Raw genomic sequence first — 20,323 nt, 5'->3', positions numbered from 1 at the left:
GCTCTAGTCGTTGGGCGCTTAACCGAAGAAACGCTGGCCGTTCTTGGCCATCTCACGCAGCTTCGCGGTCGGGTGGTACAGCGCGCCCAGATCAGCGTACTGGTCAGCCAGGGCAACGAACTCGGCCACACCGATCGAATCGATGTAACGCAGCGCACCGCCACGGAATGGAGGGAAACCGATACCGTAGACCAGACCCATGTCGGCTTCGGCGGCGGTTTCGACAATGCCGTCTTCCAGGCAGCGCACGGTTTCGAGGCACAGCGGGATCATCATCCAGTTGATGATGTCCTCGTCGGTGACTTCGCGCTGCTCGTAGACGATCGGCTTGAGCACTTCCAGCACCGACGAGTCGGCGACTTTCTTCTGCTTGCCGCGCTTGTCGGTCTCGTAGGCGTAGAAGCCCTTGCCGTTCTTCTGGCCCAGGCGCTTGGCTTCGTAGAGCACGTCGACGGCCGAACGACGGTCGTCCTTCATACGGTCCGGGAAGCCTTCAGCCATGACATCGCGACCGTGGTGGCCGGTGTCGATGCCGACCACGTCCATCAGGTACGCCGGGCCCATCGGCCAGCCGAATTTTTCCATGATCTTGTCGATGCGCACGAAGTCCACACCGGCGCTGACCAGCTTGGCGAAACCGCCGAAGTACGGAAACAGCACGCGGTTGACCAAAAAGCCCGGGCAGTCGTTGACGACGATCGGGTTCTTGCCCATTTTCTTGGCGTAGGCCACGGTGGTGGCTACGGCCAGTTCGCTGGACTTCTCGCCACGGATCACTTCCACCAGCGGCATCATGTGCACCGGGTTGAAGAAGTGCATGCCGACGAAGTTTTCCGGACGCTTGAGAGCCTTGGCCAGCAGCGAAATGGAGATGGTCGAGGTGTTCGAGGCGAGGATGGTGTCCTCTTTGACTTTGTCTTCGACTTCAGCCAGTACCGCCTGCTTGACCTTCGGGTTCTCGACAACCGCTTCGACCACCAGGTCGACATGGCCGAAATCGCCATAGGACAGGGTCGGACGAATGCCGTTGAGCACTTCGGCCATCTTCGCGGCGGTCATGCGGCCTTTGTCGACGCGGCCGACCAGCAGCTTGGCGGCTTCGGCCAGGCCCTGCTCGATCCCGTGTTCGTTGATGTCCTTCATCAGGATCGGCGTGCCTTTGGACGCCGACTGATAGGCGATGCCGCCGCCCATGATACCGGCGCCGAGCACGGCGGCCTGCTTCACGTCACGGGCGATTTCGTCGTAGGCCTTGGCCTTTTTCTTCAGTTCCTGGTCGTTGAGGAACAGACCGATCAGGCTTTGCGCGGCCGAGGTCTTGGCCAGCTTGACGAAGCCGGCGGCCTCGACTTCCAAGGCCTTGTCGCGACCGAAGTTCGCGGCTTTCTGGATGGTCTTGATCGCTTCGACCGGCGCCGGGTAATTCGGGCCTGCCTGACCGGCCACGAAACCCTTGGCGGTTTCGAAGGCCATCATTTGTTCGATGGCGTTGAGCTTGAGCTTCTCCAGCTTCGGCTGGCGCTTGGCCTTGTAGTCGAATTCGCCGCTGATGGCACGCTTGATGGTTTCAAGGGCCGCTTCCTGGAGCTTGCCAGGTTCGACCACGGCATCCACGGCACCGACTTTCAGCGCGTCTTCGGCACGGTTTTCCTTGCCGGCGGCAATCCACTCGATAGCGTTGTCGGCACCGATCAGGCGCGGCAGGCGCACGGTGCCGCCAAAGCCCGGGTAGATGCCCAGCTTGACTTCCGGCAGGCCGATCTTGGCCGTGGTGGCCATGACGCGGTAATCCGCCGCCAGGCACATCTCCAGGCCGCCACCCAGGGCGATGCCGTTGATCGCCACGACGGTTGGTACGTTGAGGTCTTCGAAATCGCTGAAAATACGGTTGGCTTCGAGGTTGCCAGCGATCAGTTCGGCATCGGGCAGCTTGAAGTTGTCGACGAATTCGGTGATGTCGGCACCAACGATGAACACGTCCTTGCCGCTGCTGACGATCACACCCTTGATCGAAGCATCTGCCTTGATAGTGTCTACGGCCTGACGCAATTCATTCAGGGTTAGACGGTTGAACTTGTTGACGGACTCACCCTTGAGGTCGAATTTCAGTTCGACGATGCCACTTTCAAGAGCCTTAACCGTGATGGCTTTACCTTCGTAAATCATCAACTGATCTCCACGATATGGAAGCTGAACAGTACACGTTGGACGCTGACCACTGGTTCGACACTGACGTTACCGTCGATGCTACGCCAATCCGCCAGGCACACCCGTCAACGCGATAGTCGGGGTCTGTAGGAGCCGTCTGAAAATACAAACGCTCAATTCATACGCCCGTTTGATTTGGGTACGTCACCTTCACGGAATTTCCGACAATTGTCAATCGCCCTAAACACAGGCGTGAACGCGACTTTACGGTCATTTCCGTACCCTACGGATCCGCAACACGGCGCCGCATGAGCAGCCATTCATAGAATCAATAATTAGAAAAATCGCCCTAATTCCAGACAGATCGGATCCAGCCGACTACGCTGTCGGGGTGCGATTGAATTTTGCGGAATGAAGGGCGCTGCGAACGCACGCCCTGACACGAAATGGATTACCGGCCTGCCTGGCCAACCCGCCCGATGAGACTGTCGGGCTTTTTTATGCCCGATGCAGGGGCTGCGATCTTTTGATCTGTCACTCAAGATTCAATTGGGTCTGGAAGATCGCAGCCTCGCTGCGCTCGACAGCTCCTGCAGCGTTTCAGGCCAGCGCCTTCAGCACCGAGGAAATCTCCTGCAAAACACTCGCCTCGCCTTTCTCGCCCCAATACAAAGCGATCATTTGCCGGTCGGCTTCAATTTTGTAGACGTTGGCTGGCAATTTTTCGAAATGATTGAGCAGGGACTCATCCAGGCAGACTTCCCGCCACTGATTGGCCCAGACGCCCGGCGCAGTTTGCCAGTAGCTCCAGCAGGCCGGCTGGCTGCCGCGGCGAGACCGATAATACTGGGCACAGGGGTTTGGCGGCTGTTGGCCGAGCCAGTGCGGCCACTCCTGTGGCGCCAGTTGCATGGCCAGGCCCAGGCGTCGCGCTTCCATGCGCAGGGCCATGCGACCGCTCTGTACACGGGACGGACGCAACCATGCCAGCGGACTTAACACCACCAACAGGATTGACAGCACTATCCAGACCGTCATATTCGTACTCCCCGATTCTGATGAGCCCATTGACCCAGGTGGCGTCAATGCGCTTGAAACCAGCCATACTTACCGTATCGCAATTCTCTGGAGTGCCTTCCATGTACTACAACCACGTTCTGGTCGCCGTTGACCTCACTGAAGAATGCGATCCGGTCGTCAAGCGCGCCCTCGCCCTCTGCGAAGGCCGAGACACCCAGCTGTCACTGGTGCATATCGTCGAACCGATGGCCATGGCCTTCGGCGGCGACGTGCCGATGGACCTTTCCCAGTTGCAGCAGCAGCAATTCGACCAGGCCAAGGAACGCCTTGACCGACTGATCGTGAAATACCCGGCCCTGAAGAAGGAATTCAGCCACCTGACCTACGGCCAGCCGCGCCAGGAGATCCATCACCTGGCCAAGGAACAGGGTTGCGACCTGATTGTCGTCGGCAGCCATGGTCGCCACGGCTTGGCGCTGCTGCTGGGCTCGACCGCCAACGATGTGCTGCATGGCGCGCCTTGCGATGTGCTGGCGGTGCACCTGGTCAAGCGCACATAAATCCTAAACCTGTGGGAGCGAGCTTGCTCGCGATAGCGGTGTGACAGTCAGCATCAATGCTGCCGATCTACCGCTATCGCGAGCAAGCTCGCTCCCACAGGGTGGGATTTCCATCTCAATGGCTCAAGCGTCCAGCTCGGCCCAGCGCTCGACCAATGCATCCAGCTCGGCCTGCAGTTGCTCCAGGTGCGCAATCACCTTGGCGGTTTCGGCAGCAGGACGCTGGTAAAACCCAGCCTCGGCCATTTCAGCTTCTACCGCTGCGATCTGCTGCTCCTTCGCGTCGATATCACCCGGCAAGGCTTCCAGCTCGCGCTGCAGCTTGTAGCTGAGCTTTTTCTTCGCTGGAGCCGGGGCTGCCGCGGCAACCGGCGCAGGCTCGGCCTTGACCACGGCCGAGTTCAGGTCGGCCTTGCCAGACTTGCTCTCGGTGACCCCCAGCAGACGCGGCGAGCCGCCCTGGCGCAGCCAGTCCTGATAGCCACCGACGTATTCGCGAACCAGGCCTTCGCCTTCGAACACCAGGGTGCTGGTGACCACGTTATCGAGGAATGCCCGGTCGTGACTGACCATCAGAACGGTGCCGTTGAAGGTCAGCAACACCTCTTCCAGCAATTCCAGGGTTTCCACGTCAAGGTCGTTGGTTGGCTCGTCGAGCACCAGCAGGTTCGCCGGCTTGCTGAACAACTTGGCCAGCAACAGACGGGCACGCTCACCACCCGACAACGCCTTGACCGGCGTACGGGCACGCTGGGGGCTGAACAGGAAATCGCCGAGGTAGCTCAGCACATGGCGGCTCTGGCCGTCGATGTCAATGAAGTCGCGGCCTTCGGCCACGTTGTCGATCACGGTTTTTTCCAGGTCCAGCTGATGACGCAACTGGTCGAAGTAGGCGACGTCGATCTTCGTGCCCTCCTCCACCTTGCCATTGGTCGGCACCAGGCCTCCGAGCATCAGCTTGAGCAAGGTAGTCTTGCCAGTGCCGTTGGCGCCCAGCAGGCCGATGCGATCGCCACGCTGCAGCACCATGGAAAAGTCCTTGATCAGGAACGGGCCGCCAGGGTGGGCGAAACTCACGTTCTCAAGCACCATCACCTGCTTGCCGGACTTGTCAGCGGTGTCCAACTGAATGTTGGCCTTGCCGGTGCGCTCGCGACGCTCACTGCGCTCCATGCGCAAAGCCTTGAGCGCGCGCACACGGCCTTCGTTGCGGGTGCGACGCGCCTTGATACCCTGGCGAATCCAGACTTCCTCCTGGGCCAGCTTCTTATCGAACAGCGCGTTAGCGGTTTCTTCCGCTGCCAACGCCGCTTCCTTGTGCACCAGGAAGCTGGCGTAGTCGCCGTTCCAGTCGATCAGGCCGCCGCGGTCCAGTTCAAGGATGCGCGTCGCCAGGTTCTGCAGGAAGGAACGGTCGTGGGTGATGAACAGCACCGCCCCCTGGAAGTCTTTCAGGGCTTCTTCAAGCCAGGCGATGGCGCCGATGTCCAGGTGGTTGGTCGGTTCGTCGAGCAGCAGCAGGTCCGGTTCGGAGACCAGGGCCTGGGCCAGCAGGACGCGGCGACGCCAACCGCCGGACAACTCGGCGAGGGTCTTGTCGGCCGGCAATTGCAGGCGGCTCAGGGTGCTGTCGACCAATTGCTGCAGGCGCCAGCCGTCTCGGGCTTCGAGGTCGTGCTGCACATGCATCAACTTGTCCAGGTCGGCATCGGTGACGATGTTCTGGCTCAGGTGGTGATACTCGGCCAACAGTGCGCCGACACCGTCCAGGCCTTCGGCGACCACATCGAACACAGTCCGCTCGTCGGCCACCGGCAGTTCCTGGGGCAATTCGCCGATTTTCAGGCCTGGCGCACGCCAGACCGAGCCGTCGTCGGGCTTTTGATCACCCTTGACCAGCTTCATCATGCTGGACTTGCCAGTGCCGTTTCGGCCGATGATGCACACCCGCTCACCACGGGCGATCTGCCAGGACACCTTGTCCAACAACGGCATAGCGCCGAACGCAAGGGACACATCGCTGAATTTGAGCAGGGTCATGAGCTTCTCCAAAAACCGGGCGCGCATTCTACCTGAGATGAGGCCTCAAGGGTCCGCCAATTTCGCCACTGAAGCACTCTGCATAACAAATGTTGCGAACTTGCACCGACGGCTCCGCAAAGCTTTCGCCGGCTGCTGGCAAAAGGCTAAGCTACAGACAGTTACCCTGGGTTAACCCTTGGGCTTGTCATGTTTTTCTGCCCGGACGTCTCATGCGCAGTCGCCTTTTCAGTGTTTTATCGTGTCTTTTTGTATGTGCCACTGCCGTTCAATCCGCTCAGGCGGTGGATATCTCCACTCAGCGCCAATACTACGACGAGGCCAAGCGTGCCTTGGCCAAGGGCGATTCCGGCCCCTACTTTCGCTACAGCCAGGCCCTGCGCGATTACCCGCTGGAGCCGTACCTGGCCTACGACGAATTGACCGCTCGCCTCAAGAGCGCCAGCAACGCCGAAATCGAGAAATTCCTCGCCGAGCACGGTGACCTGCCCCAGGCCAACTGGATGAAGCTGCGCTGGCTGCGTTGGCTGACCGAGCGCGGCGACTGGGAGACCTTCGTCAAGTATTACGACCCCAAGCTCAATTTCACCGAGCTGGATTGCCTCAACGCTCAGTACCAACTCAGCCATGGCCTGAAGGCCGAGGGCTATGCCAACACCGAAAAGCTGTGGCTCACCGGCAAGTCCCAGCCCCAGGCGTGCGATGCGTTGTTCGGCCTGTGGGCCTCCCAGGGCCAGTTGACCGAGCAGAAGCGCTGGGAACGCGCCAAGCTGGCCGCCCAGGCGCGCAACTATCCGCTGGCCAACAGCCTGGTCAGCGGCCTGACCACCCTCGCTCCCCGTGGCAGCTTGCTGGTGGACGTGGCGCAAAAGCCCGAGTTGCTCAACCAGCCCTCGCGCTTCGTTCCAGCCGATGAACCGATGTCCGATATCGTCAGCCTCGGCCTGCGTCGCCTGGCCCGCCAGGACCCGGAAAAAGCCATGGCGCTGCTGGATGGCTACGCCAGCACCATGCATTTTTCCCGGGATGAAAAAGTCGCGATCGCCCGAGAGATCGGCCTGACCCTGGCCAAGCGCTTCGACAGCCGCGCCCTGGACGTGATGACGAAATACGACCCGGAGTTGCGCGACGACACCGTTTCGGAATGGCGCTTGCGCCTGCTGTTGCGCCTCGCTCGTTGGGACGATGCCTATCAGTTGACCCGCCGCCTGCCCGAGTCGCTGGCCAGCACCAACCGCTGGCGGTACTGGCAAGCCCGCACGCTGGAACTGGCGCAGCCGCAGAACCCGGAAGCCCTGACGCTCTACAAGCACCTGGCCCGTGAGCGGGACTTCTATGGCTTCCTGGCCGCTGACCGATCCCAGTCCCCCTATTCGCTCGTCAACAAGCCACTGGTGATGAGCCAGGCGCTGATCAACAAGGTGCGCAATACGCCTGGCGTGCGCCGGGCGCTGGAATTTCATGCCCGCGGGGACATCGTCGACGGACGCCGCGAGTGGTATCACGTCAGCCGTCATTTCAACCGGGACGAAATGGTCGCCCAGGCGAAGCTGGCTTACGACCTGAAATGGTATTTCCCGGCCATCCGCACCATCAGCCAGGCCAAGTACTGGGACGACCTGGACATCCGTTTCCCGATGGCCCACCGCGAGACCCTGGTGCGCGAAGCCAAGATCCGCGGCTTGCATCCAAGTTGGGCGTTCGCCATTACCCGCCAGGAAAGTGCGTTCATGGATGATGCCCGCTCCAGCGTCGGCGCCGCCGGCCTGATGCAACTGATGCCTGGTACCGCCAAGGAAACCGCGCGCAAGTTCAGCATTCCCCTGGCCTCGCCCCAACAAGTGTTGAACCCGGACAAGAACATCCAGTTGGGTGCGGCCTACCTGAGCCAGGTTCATAGCCAGTTCAACGGCAACCGCGTGCTGGCTTCGGCGGCCTACAACGCCGGCCCCGGTCGTGTGCGCCAATGGCTGCGCGGGGCCAACCACTTGAGCTTCGACGTCTGGGTCGAGAGCATCCCGTTCGACGAAACCCGACAATACGTGCAGAACGTGTTGTCTTATTCGGTGATCTACGGCCAGAAGCTCAACTCACCGCAACCGCTGGTGGACTGGCATGAGCGGTATTTCGATGATCAGTGATTATTAGTGGAAGCTGTTCCCGAGAAGAAAAAATGCCCGCATCGAAAGATCCGGGCATTTCTTTTTGCTCGCTTGCTGGACCTTGTGGGAGCGGGCTTGCTCGCGAAAGCGGTGTTATCAGTGACGGTGATGCTGACTGGCACACCGCTTTCGCGAGCAAGCCCGCTCCCACAGAAGCCCCATGGTGAACACTGAATCTGCGAACGCTTGAGAGCCCGCTGTTCTTAGTCGGTTGCCACCTCCGACCCCACATTGAACTGCAACGCCGCCAATCGCGCATACAGCGCATTGCTGGCGACAAGCTCCTGGTGAGTGCCCACGGCAACCACCTTGCCCTGGTCCATCACCGCGATCCGATCGGCGTTTTTCACCGTGGCCAGGCGATGGGCGATGACCAATGTCGTGCGGTTTTTCATCAAGCTGGGCAGGGCTTGCTGGATCAGGTGTTCGCTTTGCGCATCGAGGGCGCTGGTGGCTTCGTCCAGCAGCAGGATCGGGGCATCCACGAGCAACGCTCGGGCGATGGCCAGGCGTTGGCGCTGGCCGCCGGATAACCCGAGGCCGCCATCGCCCAGGTGAGTCTGGTAGCCGTCAGGCATTTTTTCGATGAAGTCGTGGGCGTGGGCGATCTGCGCGGCCTCGCGCACCTGCTCCGACGACGCCTGCGGGTTGCCATAGCGGATGTTCTCTTCGACCGTGCCGAAAAACAGCGCCGGGCTTTGTGAAACCAGGGCGAAATGCCGCCGCAGGTCCAGCGGATCGAGTTGAGTCAACGGTACATCGTCGATCAGGATCCGCCCTTGCACGGGATCATAGAAACGCAGCAGCAAATCGTAGACCGTCGACTTGCCCGCGCCGGAAGGCCCGACCAGGGCCAGGGTCTCACCGGCCTTGATACTCAGGTCGAGGCCATCGACCGCATAACTGTCCGGCCGGGACGGATAGGAAAAACGCACGCCTTCGAGACGCAAATCACCGCGAACTCGCGCCGGCAAGGTCACGAGGCCCGAAGCCGGCGGCTGGATGATGTTTTCCGAACGCAGCAGCTCGGCAATACGCTCTGCCGCACCGGCCGCCCGCTGCAGCTCGCCAATCACTTCGCTCAGGGTCCCGAAGGCACTGCCGACGATCAGGCTGTAGAACACGAACGCCGCCAGCTCGCCACCGGAAATCCGCCCGGCGATCACATCCATGCCACCGACCCAGAGCATCACCCCCACCGCCCCCAGCACCAGCACGATCACCAGGGTGATCAACCAGGCCCGCTGGACAATGCGCTTGCGAGCGGTGTCGAAGGCCTGCTCCACCGTCACGGAAAAACGCTGTTCGTCCTGGACCTGATGGTTGTAGGCCTGCACGGTCTTGATCTGGCCGAGGGTTTCGGAGACATAGCTGCCGACGTCGGCAACGCGGTCCTGGCTCTGGCGCGACAAGCTGCGCACTCGACGCCCGAAGAGCAGGATCGGCACCAATACCAGCGGCAGGGCAATCACCACGATACTGGTCAGCTTGGGATTGGTGATGAACAGCAGCACGATACCGCCCACCACCATCAAGACATTGCGCAAAAACAACGACAGCGACGAACCGATCACCGATTGCAGCAAGGTCGTATCAGTGGTCAGCCGTGACTGGATTTCCGAACTGCGATTGTTTTCGTAGAAACCCGGGTGCAAGTACACCAGATGGTTGAACACCTGCCGTCGGATATCCGCCACCACCCGCTCACCGATCCAGGACACCAGGTAAAAACGTGAAAACGTACCGATCGCCAACCCCACCACCAGCACCATGAACAAGCCGATGGATTGGTTGAGCAGGTGCGGCGAGCGGGTCATGAAGCCCTGGTCCACCAGCAAGCGGATGCCTTGGCCCATGGACAAGGTAATGCCGGCGGTGACAATCAAAGCCAGCAAAGCGCCGACGACCTGTTTGCGATAAGGGGCGATGAAGCCGCTGGCCAGGCGTATGGCACGGCGATGTCGGGAAGAAAGCATCAAAGGTGTCCGATAATGCAGCAGGAAAAAGGCCAGCTCGCGACGCCGAAACGCAGCGGAACCAAGTTGAATCGCAATGAGTCAGGTTAAATATGACCACTACGGCTAGCGGCTAGATGTTATCGGTCTAAAGTCTGGGTGGAAACGAAACTGTGTTTCTGATTGAGTGGAAGCGTCGCCATGAACCTACACGGAGTGTCATGGCTCGGTCACCTGGCGACATTAAAATAGGCACACAACCTGATGAGGAGACAGGCCATGTCCTTGCAACACAGCAGCGACGACAAGATTCAAGTAATCCGCACGCAACCGGACCAGTCTCTGGGCTGCTCGTTCATCGATGCCCAAGGGCGCGAAGTACCGATCACCGAAGACATGATCCAGAAAGCCTGCAGCGAGCTGGAAAAACGACTGGTCAAGCCTGCCGAACAAAAGTGATACAGCCCGTCTTCAATTGGACCCGACGTTGATGTCGGGTTTTTTATGCCTGTCAGAAAGATTGTGGGAGCAAGGCTTGCCCGCGATGCAGGCACCTCGGTCCCCTGACCGCGTCATCGTTCATCGCGAGCAAGCTTTGCTCCCACAACCCAGCGCCGTCACGATCTGTTGCAAAGCCGCCGATTGCCCTTCGATGCGAACCTTCAAGCTGTCGATTTCCCGGCGTGGCGGATAATGCTTGCGCAAGGCATCGAACGCGCGGCGTTGCTCATCGACGGGGTCCACCAGGCTGCGGCGAAAATCCGCGTCGTCGCGACGGGGGTCGTACACGCTCCGGCACAGCGCCGCCAAGGCCCAGGCCGGGTCGGTTTCGGCATCCAGGGTGATGCCACCCAGCCAGGGCCGGGGCAACAGGTCGCTGAGGCTGACTTCAACCGGTCGCTCCAGGAACGCGCACAAGGCCTGGTAGATCTGAGCCGTGCCACGCTGGCGACCATCGAGGCTGTAACCGGCAATATGCGGGGTGGCGATCACGCACAAATCGGCCAGGTCCACATCCACGGTGGGCTCCTGCTCCCAGACATCCAGCACCGCTTGCAGGTCTTCGCGCTCCAGCAACACCTCGCGCAGCGCGGCGTTATCGATCACCGGCCCTCGAGCCGCGTTGATCAGCCAGGTTCCGGGCTTGAGCTGGTTCAGGCGCGCTTCGTCGAACAGGTGCCAGGTCGGGTGCTCGCCGTCGCGGGTCAACGGGGTGTGCAGGCTGATCACATCGCACTGCTCGATGATCTGCTCCAGGCTCACATAGTCGCCGCCCTCTGCGGCCTGACGCGGTGGATCGCAGACTTTCACGGCCCAGCCCAGCCCCTTGAGCACCTCGATCAACCGCCCGCCCACCTGGCCCGCGCCGACCACGCCGAAGGTCCGCTGGTCCAGCGCCGCACCTTCGATTTCTGCCAGGGTCATCAGGCTGCCCAGCACGTAGTCCACCACGCCACGGGCATTGCAGCCGGGTGCGCTGGCCCAGCGGATCCCCGCCTCGGCAAGATAATCCAGGTCCAGGTGGTCGGTGCCGATGGTGCAAGTGCCGACGAAGCGTACCTTGCTGCCTTCCAGCAGGGCCCGATTGACCTGGCTGACCGAACGCACCAGCAATACATCGGCGTGCTCGACCATCGTCCGGTCGATCCCCCGGCCCGGTACCCGGCGGATTTCGCCGAATCCTTGGAAAAACGCATCAAGCAGGGGGATGTTTTCGTCGGCGACGATCAGCATGGCAGAGCTCCTTTGGCGGGGATGGGCAGTGTAGGCGTTCCAGCAGGCCTACGCATTACCAGGAGCGAATGATGTTGTGGCGAGTTTTTTGTGGGAGCAAAGCTTGCTCGCGATGCCGTCGCCTCGGTTCCTCGGCAGACCGCGTAATCTTCATCGCGGGCAAGCCTTGCTCCCACAGGTGCTCGGAAACTGAAAAAGCGCTTACAAATCCACAACACAGGTTTTTTCCTGACCACCGCGTCAAGGCGTAGAATTCGCCGCCTCGCGCTTAACCCTTTCGGACGCTTGCCTTGTGAATCCTGTCATCGACACCCCCACTCCCCTCTCCCGCCCGGCCCGGGTACGCCTTGAATTCAAGACGTTGCTGGCCCTGGCCTTGCCGATCATGGTGGCGCAACTGGCGACCACCGCCATGGGCTTCGTCGATGCGGTGATGGCCGGTCGGGTCGGTCCACGGGACCTGGCGGCCGTGGCCCTGGGCAACTCGATCTGGGTGCCGGTGTTCCTGTTGATGACTGGCACCCTGCTGGCGACCACCCCGAAAGTTGCCCAGCGCTTCGGGGCCGGTACGTTCGACGAGATCGGGCCGCTGGTACGCCAGGCGCTGTGGCTGGCCCTGGTGGTGGGGTTGATCGCGACGCTGGCACTGTTCAGCGCCGAGCCGATCCTGCACATCATGAAAGTCGATCCCGAATTGATCGGCCCGTGCATGGAATACCTGCGGGGCATCGGCACGGGCCTGCCGGCCGTGGCGCTGTATCACGTACTGCGCTGCTTCAGCGACGGCTTGGGACGCACGCGACCGGCGATGGTGCTGGGGCTGTGCGGGCTGGCGCTGAACATTCCGCTCAATTACATCTTCATCTATGGGCACCTGGGCGTGCCCGCCATGGGCGGCGTCGGTTGCGGCTGGGCCACGGCCATCGTGATGTGGGTCATGGCCCTGGGCATGGCCGCTTGGGCACGGTGGGCACCGGCCTATCAGTCGAGCCGGTTGTTCAGCCGTTTCGACTGGCCGCAATGGGCGGTCATCAAGCGCCTGCTGGGCATCGGCTTGCCGATCGGCATTGCGGTGTTCGCCGAGTCGAGTATTTTCGCGGTGATCGCCCTGCTGATCGGCAGCCTCGGCGCTACCGTGGTGGCCGGGCACCAGATCGCACTGAACTTCAGCTCCCTGGTGTTCATGATCCCCTACTCCCTGGGCATGGCCGTCACGGTGCGGGTCGGCCAGGCCCTGGGGCGGCAGCAGCCTCGCGAAGCGCGCTTCGCCGCCGGGGTGGGCATGGGCACGGCCCTGGCCTACGCTTGCCTGTCGGCGAGCCTGATGTTCGCGCTGCGCGGGCCTATCGCGGCGATCTATACCGCCGACCCGGTGGTGATCGAGGTGGCATCGATGCTGATCGTGTATGCAGCGCTGTTCCAGTTTTCCGATGCGATCCAGGTCACGGCGGCAGGTGCATTGCGCGGCTACCAGGACACCCGGGTGACGATGATCCTGACCCTGTTCGCCTATTGGGGCATCGGCCTGCCGGTGGGTTACGCCCTGGGCCTGACCGACTGGCTCGGCGCGGCCAGCGGCCCGAGCGGATTGTGGCAAGGCCTGATCGTGGGCTTGAGCTGCGCGGCATTGATGCTGTCGATCCGTCTGGCACGTAGCGCGCGCAAACAGATTCGCATCAGCCGCTCGACGGGTTAAGCGAGTTTCTTGCGGATCCAGTAGAGGTAGGTGCCCGCCTCTTCCTGCTGGGCCACCAGTTCGTGGTCCAGGAACACGCAAAACTTGGGGATGTCGCGGCGGGTCGAGGGGTCTGTGGCGATGACTTTCAGCAGGCCACCGGGGGCCAGGTCGCGGATGTGCTGGTGCAGCATCATCACCGGTTCCGGGCAATTGAGGCCGGTGGCATCCAGCGTGCCGTCGACCGGCGTGTCGTTCATTTCACTCATGTTCTACTCCTGAAACTGGCCGGCATTGTCGCGCAATGTCGGCGCTCGGTCACCCCCGGCTTCACACTGCCTCCTGTGGGAGCGAGCTTGCTCGCGATAGCGGTGGGTCAGCTTGCATCCATGTTGAATGTAGCGACGTCATCGCGAGCGAGCTCGCTCCCACAGGGAACTCCATCAGTTCCGAGGGCTAGCGGGACTTCGGCTTTTTCGTGTCCAGCCGCCGCAGATGGCACGTCACTTCCTCGCGGTCGTGGTACAGCTGCTTGCAACCGATCTCGACCTTGATGCCCCGGGCCTTGAAGCCATCAGCGATACGCTCGAGCAAGCGCTTCACCTCGGCATAACGCTGTTTCATCGGCAGTTTGAGATTGACCACGGCCTCGCGGCAATGGCCTTCGCCAATCCACTCTTCCAGCATCGCCGCGTTGCGCGCGGGCTTTTCGACGATGTCGCAGACCATCCAGTCCACCGGCTGCTTGGGCTTGAACGTGAAACCGTCCGCCATCAGGTGCTGCACCAGGCCGGTGTCCATCAGGCTTTCGGCCATCGGACCGTTGTCGATGGCCGTCACCAGCATCCCACGGTTGACCAGTTGCCAGGTCCAGCCGCCTGGTGCGGCACCGAGGTCCACGCCGGTCATGTCACTGTGCAGGCGCTCGTCCCACTGGTCCCGAGGGATGAAATGGTGCCAGGCCTCTTCGAGCTTGAGTGTGGAGCGACTCGGCGCTTCCCGGGGGAACTTCAGGCGCGGGATGCCCATGGGCCACATCGCCGAATTATCCGCGTCCGCCAGGCCCAGGAACACTTCGCGGCCACTCTTGAACGTCAGCAGCAAGCGCGGCTTGTGCGGGTCGTCCACCAGCTTGCCGGCCCCGCTCAGCGCTTTGCGCAACGGGCCTTCGAATTTCTTGCAGAAGTTCGACAGCTCCTTGCCGTCATTGGTGTCGACCACCTCCAGCCACAGGCTGCCGCAGGCCGGAAACGCCGACATGTGGGCCAGGATCACGCTGATACGGTCGGTTTCCGGCAATTCAATGAACGTGCCCCGCGCCCACTGGCGCGGAAAAATCAGCTCGGCAAAACGCTGCCCGCGCATCAGCCGCTCGGCACCGTCCTCTTCAGTACAGACAAATTCGGCACAGGCACTGGCCGGTTTGGCCTTGGCGTAGCCGGCCACGTTGAGCCGGGCCGCGTGTTCGGCGATCTCGGAACAGACCTCGCCTTCGAAGCCTGGCCGGCAGTGCATAAAAAGCGTGTTCATTGAAACTCCGTAGCAAAGCCTGTCACGAAAACCGCCGCATGATAGCGGAGTTCGGAACCGCGAACCTTGCTATAGAGTCCAGTTATTAGTCATACGCTCAAAACAGGGCTAGGTTAAAGGCTCTGTCCGTCCCCCTCCGTCCGTAGCCGTGCGGACTCAAAGGAGTGATTTCAATGCCGTCCCTCGATAGCCTGAAAACCCTTAAAACACTGCAAGTCGACGCCAGGACCTACCACTACTTCAGCCTGCCGGATGCCGCCCGAAGCCTGGGTGACCTGGACAAGCTGCCCATGTCCTTGAAGGTGCTGCTGGAAAACCTGTTGCGCTGGGAAGATGAAAAAACCGTCACCGGCGCCGACCTCAAGGCCCTGGCCGGGTGGCTCAAGGAGCGCCGCTCCGACCGCGAGATTCAATACCGCCCGGCACGGGTGCTGATGCAGGATTTCACCGGCGTCCCCGCCGTGGTCGATCTGGCCGCCATGCGCGCCGCCGTGGAAAAGGCCGGCGGCGATCCCCAGCGGATCAACCCGTTATCACCGGTGGACCTGGTGATTGACCATTCGGTGATGGTGGACAAGTTCGCCAGCAGCCAGGCGTTCGAGCAGAACGTCGACATTGAAATGCAGCGCAACGGCGAACGCTACGCCTTCCTGCGCTGGGGCCAGAGCGCCTTCGATAACTTCAGCGTGGTACCGCCAGGCACCGGCATCTGCCACCAGGTCAACCTGGAATACCTGGGCCGCACCGTGTGGACCAAAGAAGAAGACGGCCGCACCTACGCCTTCCCCGATACCCTGGTGGGCACCGACTCCCACACCACCATGATCAACGGCCTCGGCGTACTGGGCTGGGGCGTCGGCGGGATCGAGGCGGAAGCGGCCATGCTCGGCCAGCCAGTGTCGATGCTGATTCCCGAGGTCATCGGTTTCAAACTCATCGGCAAGCTGCGCGAAGGCATCACCGCCACCGACCTGGTGCTGACCGTCACGCAGATGCTGCGCAAGAAAGGTGTGGTAGGCAAATTCGTCGAGTTCTATGGCGACGGTCTGGCTGACCTGCCCCTGGCCGACCGCGCCACCATCGCCAACATGGCCCCGGAATACGGCGCCACCTGCGGTTTCTTCCCGGTGGACGAGGTGACCCTGGACTACCTGCGCCTGTCCGGGCGCCCGGCCGAAACCGTGAAACTGGTGGAGGCCTATTGCAAGGCCCAGGGCCTGTGGCGCCTGCCCGGCCAGGAGCCGGTGTTCACCGACACCCTGGAGCTGGACATGGGCAGCGTCGAGGCCAGTCTCGCTGGGCCCAAACGCCCTCAGGACCGGGTTTCGCTGCCGAATGTCGGCCAGGCTTTCAGCGACTTCCTGGGGTTGCAGGTCAAACCCACCAGCAAAGAAGAAGGTCGCCTGGAAAGTGAAGGCGGCGGTGGCGTCGCGGTGGGCAATGCCGACCAGGTGGGCGAAGCCGAGTACGAATTCGAAGGGCACACCCATCGCCTGAAAAACGGCGCGGTGGTGATCGCCGCCATCACCTCATGCACCAACACCTCCAACCCCAGCGTCATGATGGCCGCCGGGCTGCTGGCGAAAAAAGCCGTGGAAAAAGGCCTGGTCCGCAAGCCTTGGGTCAAGAGCTCCCTGGCGCCGGGGTCCAAGGTGGTCACCGATTACTACAACGCGGCCGGCCTGACCGAGTACCTGGATAAACTCGGTTTCGACTTGGTGGGCTATGGTTGCACGACCTGTATCGGCAACTCCGGGCCGTTGCCGGACCCCATCGAAAAAGCCATCCAGAAAGCCGACCTGACCGTGGCCTCGGTGTTGTCGGGCAATCGCAACTTCGAAGGCCGGGTGCATCCGCTGGTGAAAACCAACTGGCTGGCCTCGCCGCCGCTGGTGGTCGCCTATGCCCTGGCCGGCACCGTGCGCATCGACATCAGCAGCGAGCCGCTGGGCAACGACCGGGACGGCAAGCCGGTGTACCTGCGGGACATCTGGCCCAGCAGCCAGGAAGTGGCCGCCGCCGTGGCCCAGGTCAACACCAGCATGTTCCACAAGGAATACGCCGCCGTGTTTGCCGGTGACGAGCAATGGCAAGCCATCGAAGTGCCGCAAGCGGCGACTTACGTCTGGCAGGATGACTCGACCTACATCCAGCACCCACCGTTCTTCGACGACATCGGCGGGCCGCCACCGGCCGTCAGGAACGTCGAGGGCGCCCGGGTCCTGGCCCTGCTGGGAGACTCGGTGACCACCGACCACATCTCCCCGGCCGGCAACATCAAGGCCGACAGCCCGGCCGGTCGCTACCTGCGCGAACAGGGCGTGGAACCACGGGATTTCAACTCCTACGGCTCCCGGCGCGGCAACCATCAAGTCATGATGCGCGGCACCTTCGCCAATATCCGCATCCGCAACGAAATGCTCGACGGCGAAGAAGGCGGCAACACGATCTACATCCCCAGTGGCGAACGAATGCCGATCTACGATGCTGCCATGCTCTACCAGGCCACGGGCACGCCGCTGGTGGTGATCGCGGGCCAGGAATATGGCACGGGCTCGAGCCGGGACTGGGCGGCCAAGGGCACCAACCTGCTGGGGGTCAAGGCGGTGATCGCGGAAAGTTTCGAGCGCATCCATCGCTCCAACCTGGTAGGGATGGGCGTGCTGCCGTTGCAGTTCAAGCTCGACCAGAACCGCAAGAGCCTGAACCTCACGGGCAGGGAAACCTTGGACATCCTCGGGCTTAATGACGTCGAACTGACGCCGCGCATGAACCTGCCGCTGGTGATCACTCGAGAGGACGGTCGCCAGGAGCGGATTGAAGTGTTGTGTCGGATCGATACCTTGAATGAAGTGGAGTATTTCAAGGCAGGCGGGATTCTTCACTATGTCCTACGGCAATTGATTGCAGCTTAAAAGGAGCCGTCCTACAAAAACACCGCCGCTTAAGGGCGGTGTTTTCGTTTGGGCCTGCCTATAATCCCGCCGGCTTCACCCGCCCTACCCGCTGCAACCGCTCACCAGACTCAAAAGGATGTGACATGCCTGCCCTACCCTGGCCCTACCTGGCCCTTCTCTCCATCGGTTATGGCCTGGCCCTGGCCTACGGTCAACTGACCTGGACTGCGGCCATTTCCTTCGCACTCCTGCTATTCGCCGGGTATACGGTTCGTCAACAGCAGATGCCGGTGGGCCGGTTTCTCGGGCACGTCCTGTTTCTGGTGATGGCCTTGGCCCTGGCGATGCACTGGATGCCAGGCTTCTTCAATGGCCGGGCCATCCCGGCGCAACGCTTGACCGATGATGCGGCGCGTTTCGCCATGTACCTGAACCAGGACAAGCCCTTGATCGGCTTCTGGTTGCTGCTGGCCTGCCCCTGGATCGTCGGCCGACGCTCGTTGCGTCTGTCGGTCCAGGCCACGGCACTGGGCTTGGCGCTGAGTACGGTACTGGCCCTCGGCGGGGCGCTGCTACTGGGCATGGTCCAGTGGGCGCCGAAATGGCCGGATCACGCCTGGCTGTGGGTGCTGAATAATCTTTTATTGGTAACGCTGGTGGAGGAAGCGCTGTTTCGTGGCTACATTCAGGGTGGCTTGAGCCGACGCTTCAAACACCTGCGCCAGGGCGACAATCTGGCGTTGCTCCTGGCTTCGTTGCTGTTCGGCCTTGTGCATGCGGGCGCGGGCTGGCAATGGGTGTTGCTGTCCGGCCTGGCGGGGGTTGGCTACGGTCTCGCTTATCGATTTGGCGGCCTGGGCGCGGCGATTGCCACGCACTTCCTGCTCAACCTGCTTCATTTCGCCCTCTTTACCTACCCGATGCTGGCGTGATAGCGACAGGCAAAAATAACTTCAACTAAAACCTGACGGCGCCGACAACCTTTCAAAGCCTTGCGGATCTACACCACCATGCGTAACAACCAACCCGTCACACAACGCGAAAGGACCTTTCCGGCCCAGCAACGATTGATTTCTACCACCGACGCCAAGGGCGTCATCACCTATTGCAACGACGCGTTCGTTGAAATCAGTGGGTTTTCAAAGGAAGAACTGATCCGTTCGCCGCACAATCTCGTGCGCCATCCCGATGTGCCATCCGCCGTGTTCGCGCACATGTGGGGTACGCTGAAACAAGGCTTGCCATGGATGGGCATCGTCAAGAATCGCTGCAAGAGCGGTGACCATTACTGGGTCAACGCCTATGTCACGCCCGTGTTCGAGGGCAATCAGGTGGTCGGCTACGAGTCGGTGCGGGTCAAACCCTCCGCCGAGCAGATCGCCCGGGCCGAAGCCCTGTATCAGCGCATCAACCAGGGTAAATCCGCGGTTCCGGCCAGCGACAAATGGTTGCCGATGCTGCAGGACTGGCTGCCGTTTATCCTGGTCAGCCAACTCAGTTTCGTCGTCGGCGCCTTCCTGAACTCCCACTGGGGCTTTGCCCTGGCCGCCCTGCTGTCGGTGCCCTTGGGGCTGATGGGCCTGCAATGGCAACAACGCGGGATCAAGCGCCTGCTGCGCCTGGCCGAGCAAACCACCTCCGACCCGCTGATCGCCCGGATGTACACCGACAGCCGCGGCGTTCAGGCTCGCCTGGAAATGTCGATCCTCAGCCAGCAAGCGCGCCTGAAAACCTGCCTGACGCGCCTGCAGGACACCGCCGAGCACCTTAACGACCAGGCCCGCCAGTCCAACACGCTGGCCCATGACAGCTCCAGCGGTCTTGAGCGCCAGCGGGTGGAAACCGAACAGGTCGCCACGGCCGTCAACCAGATGGCGGCAACGACCCAGGAAGTCGCCAGTCACGTGCAGCGCACCGCCGATGCTACCCAGGAAGCCAATCGCCTGACCAGCCGCGGCCGTGACATCGCCGGGGAAACCCGCGAAGCCATCGAGCGGCTGTCGGTGGTGGTCGGCGAGACCGGCAACACCGTGACTCAGCTGGCCAAGGACAGCGACGAGATCGGTGGCGTGGTCGACGTGATCAAAGGCATCGCCGACCAGACCAATCTGCTGGCCCTTAACGCCGCTATTGAAGCGGCCCGTGCCGGTGAGATGGGCCGCGGCTTCGCCGTGGTGGCCGACGAAGTCCGGCAACTGGCGCAACGCACCAGCGAATCCACCGGGCAGATCCATGCCCTGATCGCCAAGCTCCAGCAAACCGCCAACAATGCCGTGCAAACCATGGAGGCTGGCCACCGCCAGGCCGAAGAAGGCGTGGCGCGGGTGATGGAAGCGGACCAGGCATTGGTGGGCATCAGCGAAGCGGTGGCCAACATCACCGACATGACCACCCAGATCGCCGCCGCCACCGAGGAACAAAGCTCGGTGGCCGAGGAGATCAGCCGCAACATCAGCAACATCTCGGACCTGGCCGACCAGACCTCCGGCCAGGCCCACAGCTCGGCGCTGCTGAGCGAAGAACTGACCCGCACGGCGAATTCGCAGTATTCGTTGGTGGAGCGGTTCAACCGCTGACTGCAATTGGCAATGTAAAAACCCGG

Annotated in this window: 14 protein-coding genes; 7 read left to right on the top strand and 7 right to left on the bottom strand. The window is 61.8% G+C overall.

Annotated features, from left to right (window positions below):
- Positions 1-18: 18 nt before the first annotated feature.
- Both fadB and BM321_RS01475 read right to left on the bottom strand, forming a co-directional pair.
- A complete protein-coding gene (fadB, locus tag BM321_RS01480) occupies positions 19-2,166 on the bottom strand; it encodes a fatty acid oxidation complex subunit alpha FadB (protein WP_092441303.1) in 2,148 nt (715 codons plus the stop codon).
- A gap of 582 nt (positions 2,167-2,748) precedes the next feature.
- Positions 2,749-3,186, bottom strand: coding sequence for a hypothetical protein (locus BM321_RS01475; RefSeq protein ID WP_092441302.1), 438 nt, complete (start codon positions 3,184-3,186; stop codon positions 2,749-2,751).
- 101 nt (positions 3,187-3,287) lie between these two features.
- Between BM321_RS01475 and BM321_RS01470 the strand changes: the two genes are divergently transcribed.
- Entirely contained in the window at positions 3,288-3,728 is a 441-nt protein-coding gene (locus BM321_RS01470) for a universal stress protein (RefSeq protein ID WP_060738415.1), read from the top strand.
- Positions 3,729-3,851: 123 nt separating this feature from the next.
- On the opposite strand, the gene BM321_RS01465 is transcribed toward BM321_RS01470, so the two are convergent.
- Positions 3,852-5,768: an ATP-binding cassette domain-containing protein gene (locus tag BM321_RS01465; protein ID WP_092441301.1), complete on the bottom strand. Its 1,917-nt coding sequence runs from the start codon at positions 5,766-5,768 to the stop codon at positions 3,852-3,854.
- A gap of 212 nt (positions 5,769-5,980) precedes the next feature.
- On the opposite strand from BM321_RS01465, the gene BM321_RS01460 reads away from it, so the two are divergent.
- The gene (locus BM321_RS01460; RefSeq protein ID WP_092441300.1) at positions 5,981-7,909 is read left to right on the top strand and encodes a transglycosylase SLT domain-containing protein; all 1,929 of its coding nucleotides are present in this window, start codon (positions 5,981-5,983) and stop codon (positions 7,907-7,909) included.
- A 224-nt stretch (positions 7,910-8,133) separates the two neighbouring features.
- Here the strand turns inward: BM321_RS01460 and BM321_RS01455 are convergent, their stop codons facing one another.
- Entirely contained in the window at positions 8,134-9,906 is a 1,773-nt protein-coding gene (locus BM321_RS01455) for an ABC transporter transmembrane domain-containing protein (protein WP_092441299.1), read from the bottom strand.
- Positions 9,907-10,164: 258 nt separating this feature from the next.
- Here BM321_RS01455 and BM321_RS01450 point away from each other — a divergent pair, with 258 nt between their 5' ends.
- The gene (locus tag BM321_RS01450; RefSeq protein ID WP_003199629.1) at positions 10,165-10,344 is read left to right on the top strand and encodes a PA1571 family protein; all 180 of its coding nucleotides are present in this window, start codon (positions 10,165-10,167) and stop codon (positions 10,342-10,344) included.
- Between the two features lie 120 nt (positions 10,345-10,464).
- On the opposite strand, the gene pdxB is transcribed toward BM321_RS01450, so the two are convergent.
- Positions 10,465-11,619 (bottom strand): 4-phosphoerythronate dehydrogenase PdxB, encoded by a 1,155-nt coding sequence (pdxB, locus tag BM321_RS01445; RefSeq protein ID WP_092441298.1) that lies wholly within the window; start codon positions 11,617-11,619, stop codon positions 10,465-10,467.
- A gap of 292 nt (positions 11,620-11,911) precedes the next feature.
- Here pdxB and BM321_RS01440 point away from each other — a divergent pair, with 292 nt between their 5' ends.
- A complete protein-coding gene (locus BM321_RS01440; protein ID WP_092441297.1) occupies positions 11,912-13,315 on the top strand; it encodes an MATE family efflux transporter in 1,404 nt (467 codons plus the stop codon).
- Here the strand turns inward: BM321_RS01440 and tusA are convergent.
- Positions 13,312-13,563, bottom strand: coding sequence for a sulfurtransferase TusA (gene tusA, locus BM321_RS01435; protein WP_003183455.1), 252 nt, complete (start codon positions 13,561-13,563; stop codon positions 13,312-13,314). The genes BM321_RS01440 and tusA overlap by 4 nt on opposite strands.
- Positions 13,564-13,750: 187 nt before the next feature.
- Positions 13,751-14,824 (bottom strand): 23S rRNA (cytidine(2498)-2'-O)-methyltransferase RlmM, encoded by a 1,074-nt coding sequence (gene rlmM, locus BM321_RS01430; RefSeq protein WP_092441296.1) that lies wholly within the window; start codon positions 14,822-14,824, stop codon positions 13,751-13,753.
- 173 nt (positions 14,825-14,997) lie between these two features.
- On the opposite strand from rlmM, the gene acnA reads away from it, so the two are divergent.
- The 3 genes from acnA to BM321_RS01415 all read left to right on the top strand — a co-directional run bounded on the left by acnA (position 14,998) and on the right by BM321_RS01415 (position 20,297).
- A complete protein-coding gene (gene acnA / locus BM321_RS01425; protein ID WP_092441295.1) occupies positions 14,998-17,739 on the top strand; it encodes an aconitate hydratase AcnA in 2,742 nt (913 codons plus the stop codon).
- Between the two features lie 125 nt (positions 17,740-17,864).
- Positions 17,865-18,653, top strand: coding sequence for a CPBP family intramembrane glutamic endopeptidase (locus BM321_RS01420; protein WP_092441294.1), 789 nt, complete (start codon positions 17,865-17,867; stop codon positions 18,651-18,653).
- A 78-nt stretch (positions 18,654-18,731) separates the two neighbouring features.
- On the top strand, positions 18,732-20,297 hold the full coding sequence (locus tag BM321_RS01415) for a methyl-accepting chemotaxis protein (protein ID WP_092326937.1): 1,566 nt from the start codon (positions 18,732-18,734) through the stop codon (positions 20,295-20,297).
- The last annotated feature ends 26 nt before the right edge of the window (positions 20,298-20,323 follow it).

This window comes from Pseudomonas sp. NFIX10 (assembly GCF_900111955.1).
GTDB lineage: Bacteria > Pseudomonadota > Gammaproteobacteria > Pseudomonadales > Pseudomonadaceae > Aquipseudomonas > Aquipseudomonas fluorescens_AA.
Note: the sequence above shows the minus strand (reverse complement) of the source record. Positions and strands in the feature narration are given on the sequence as shown.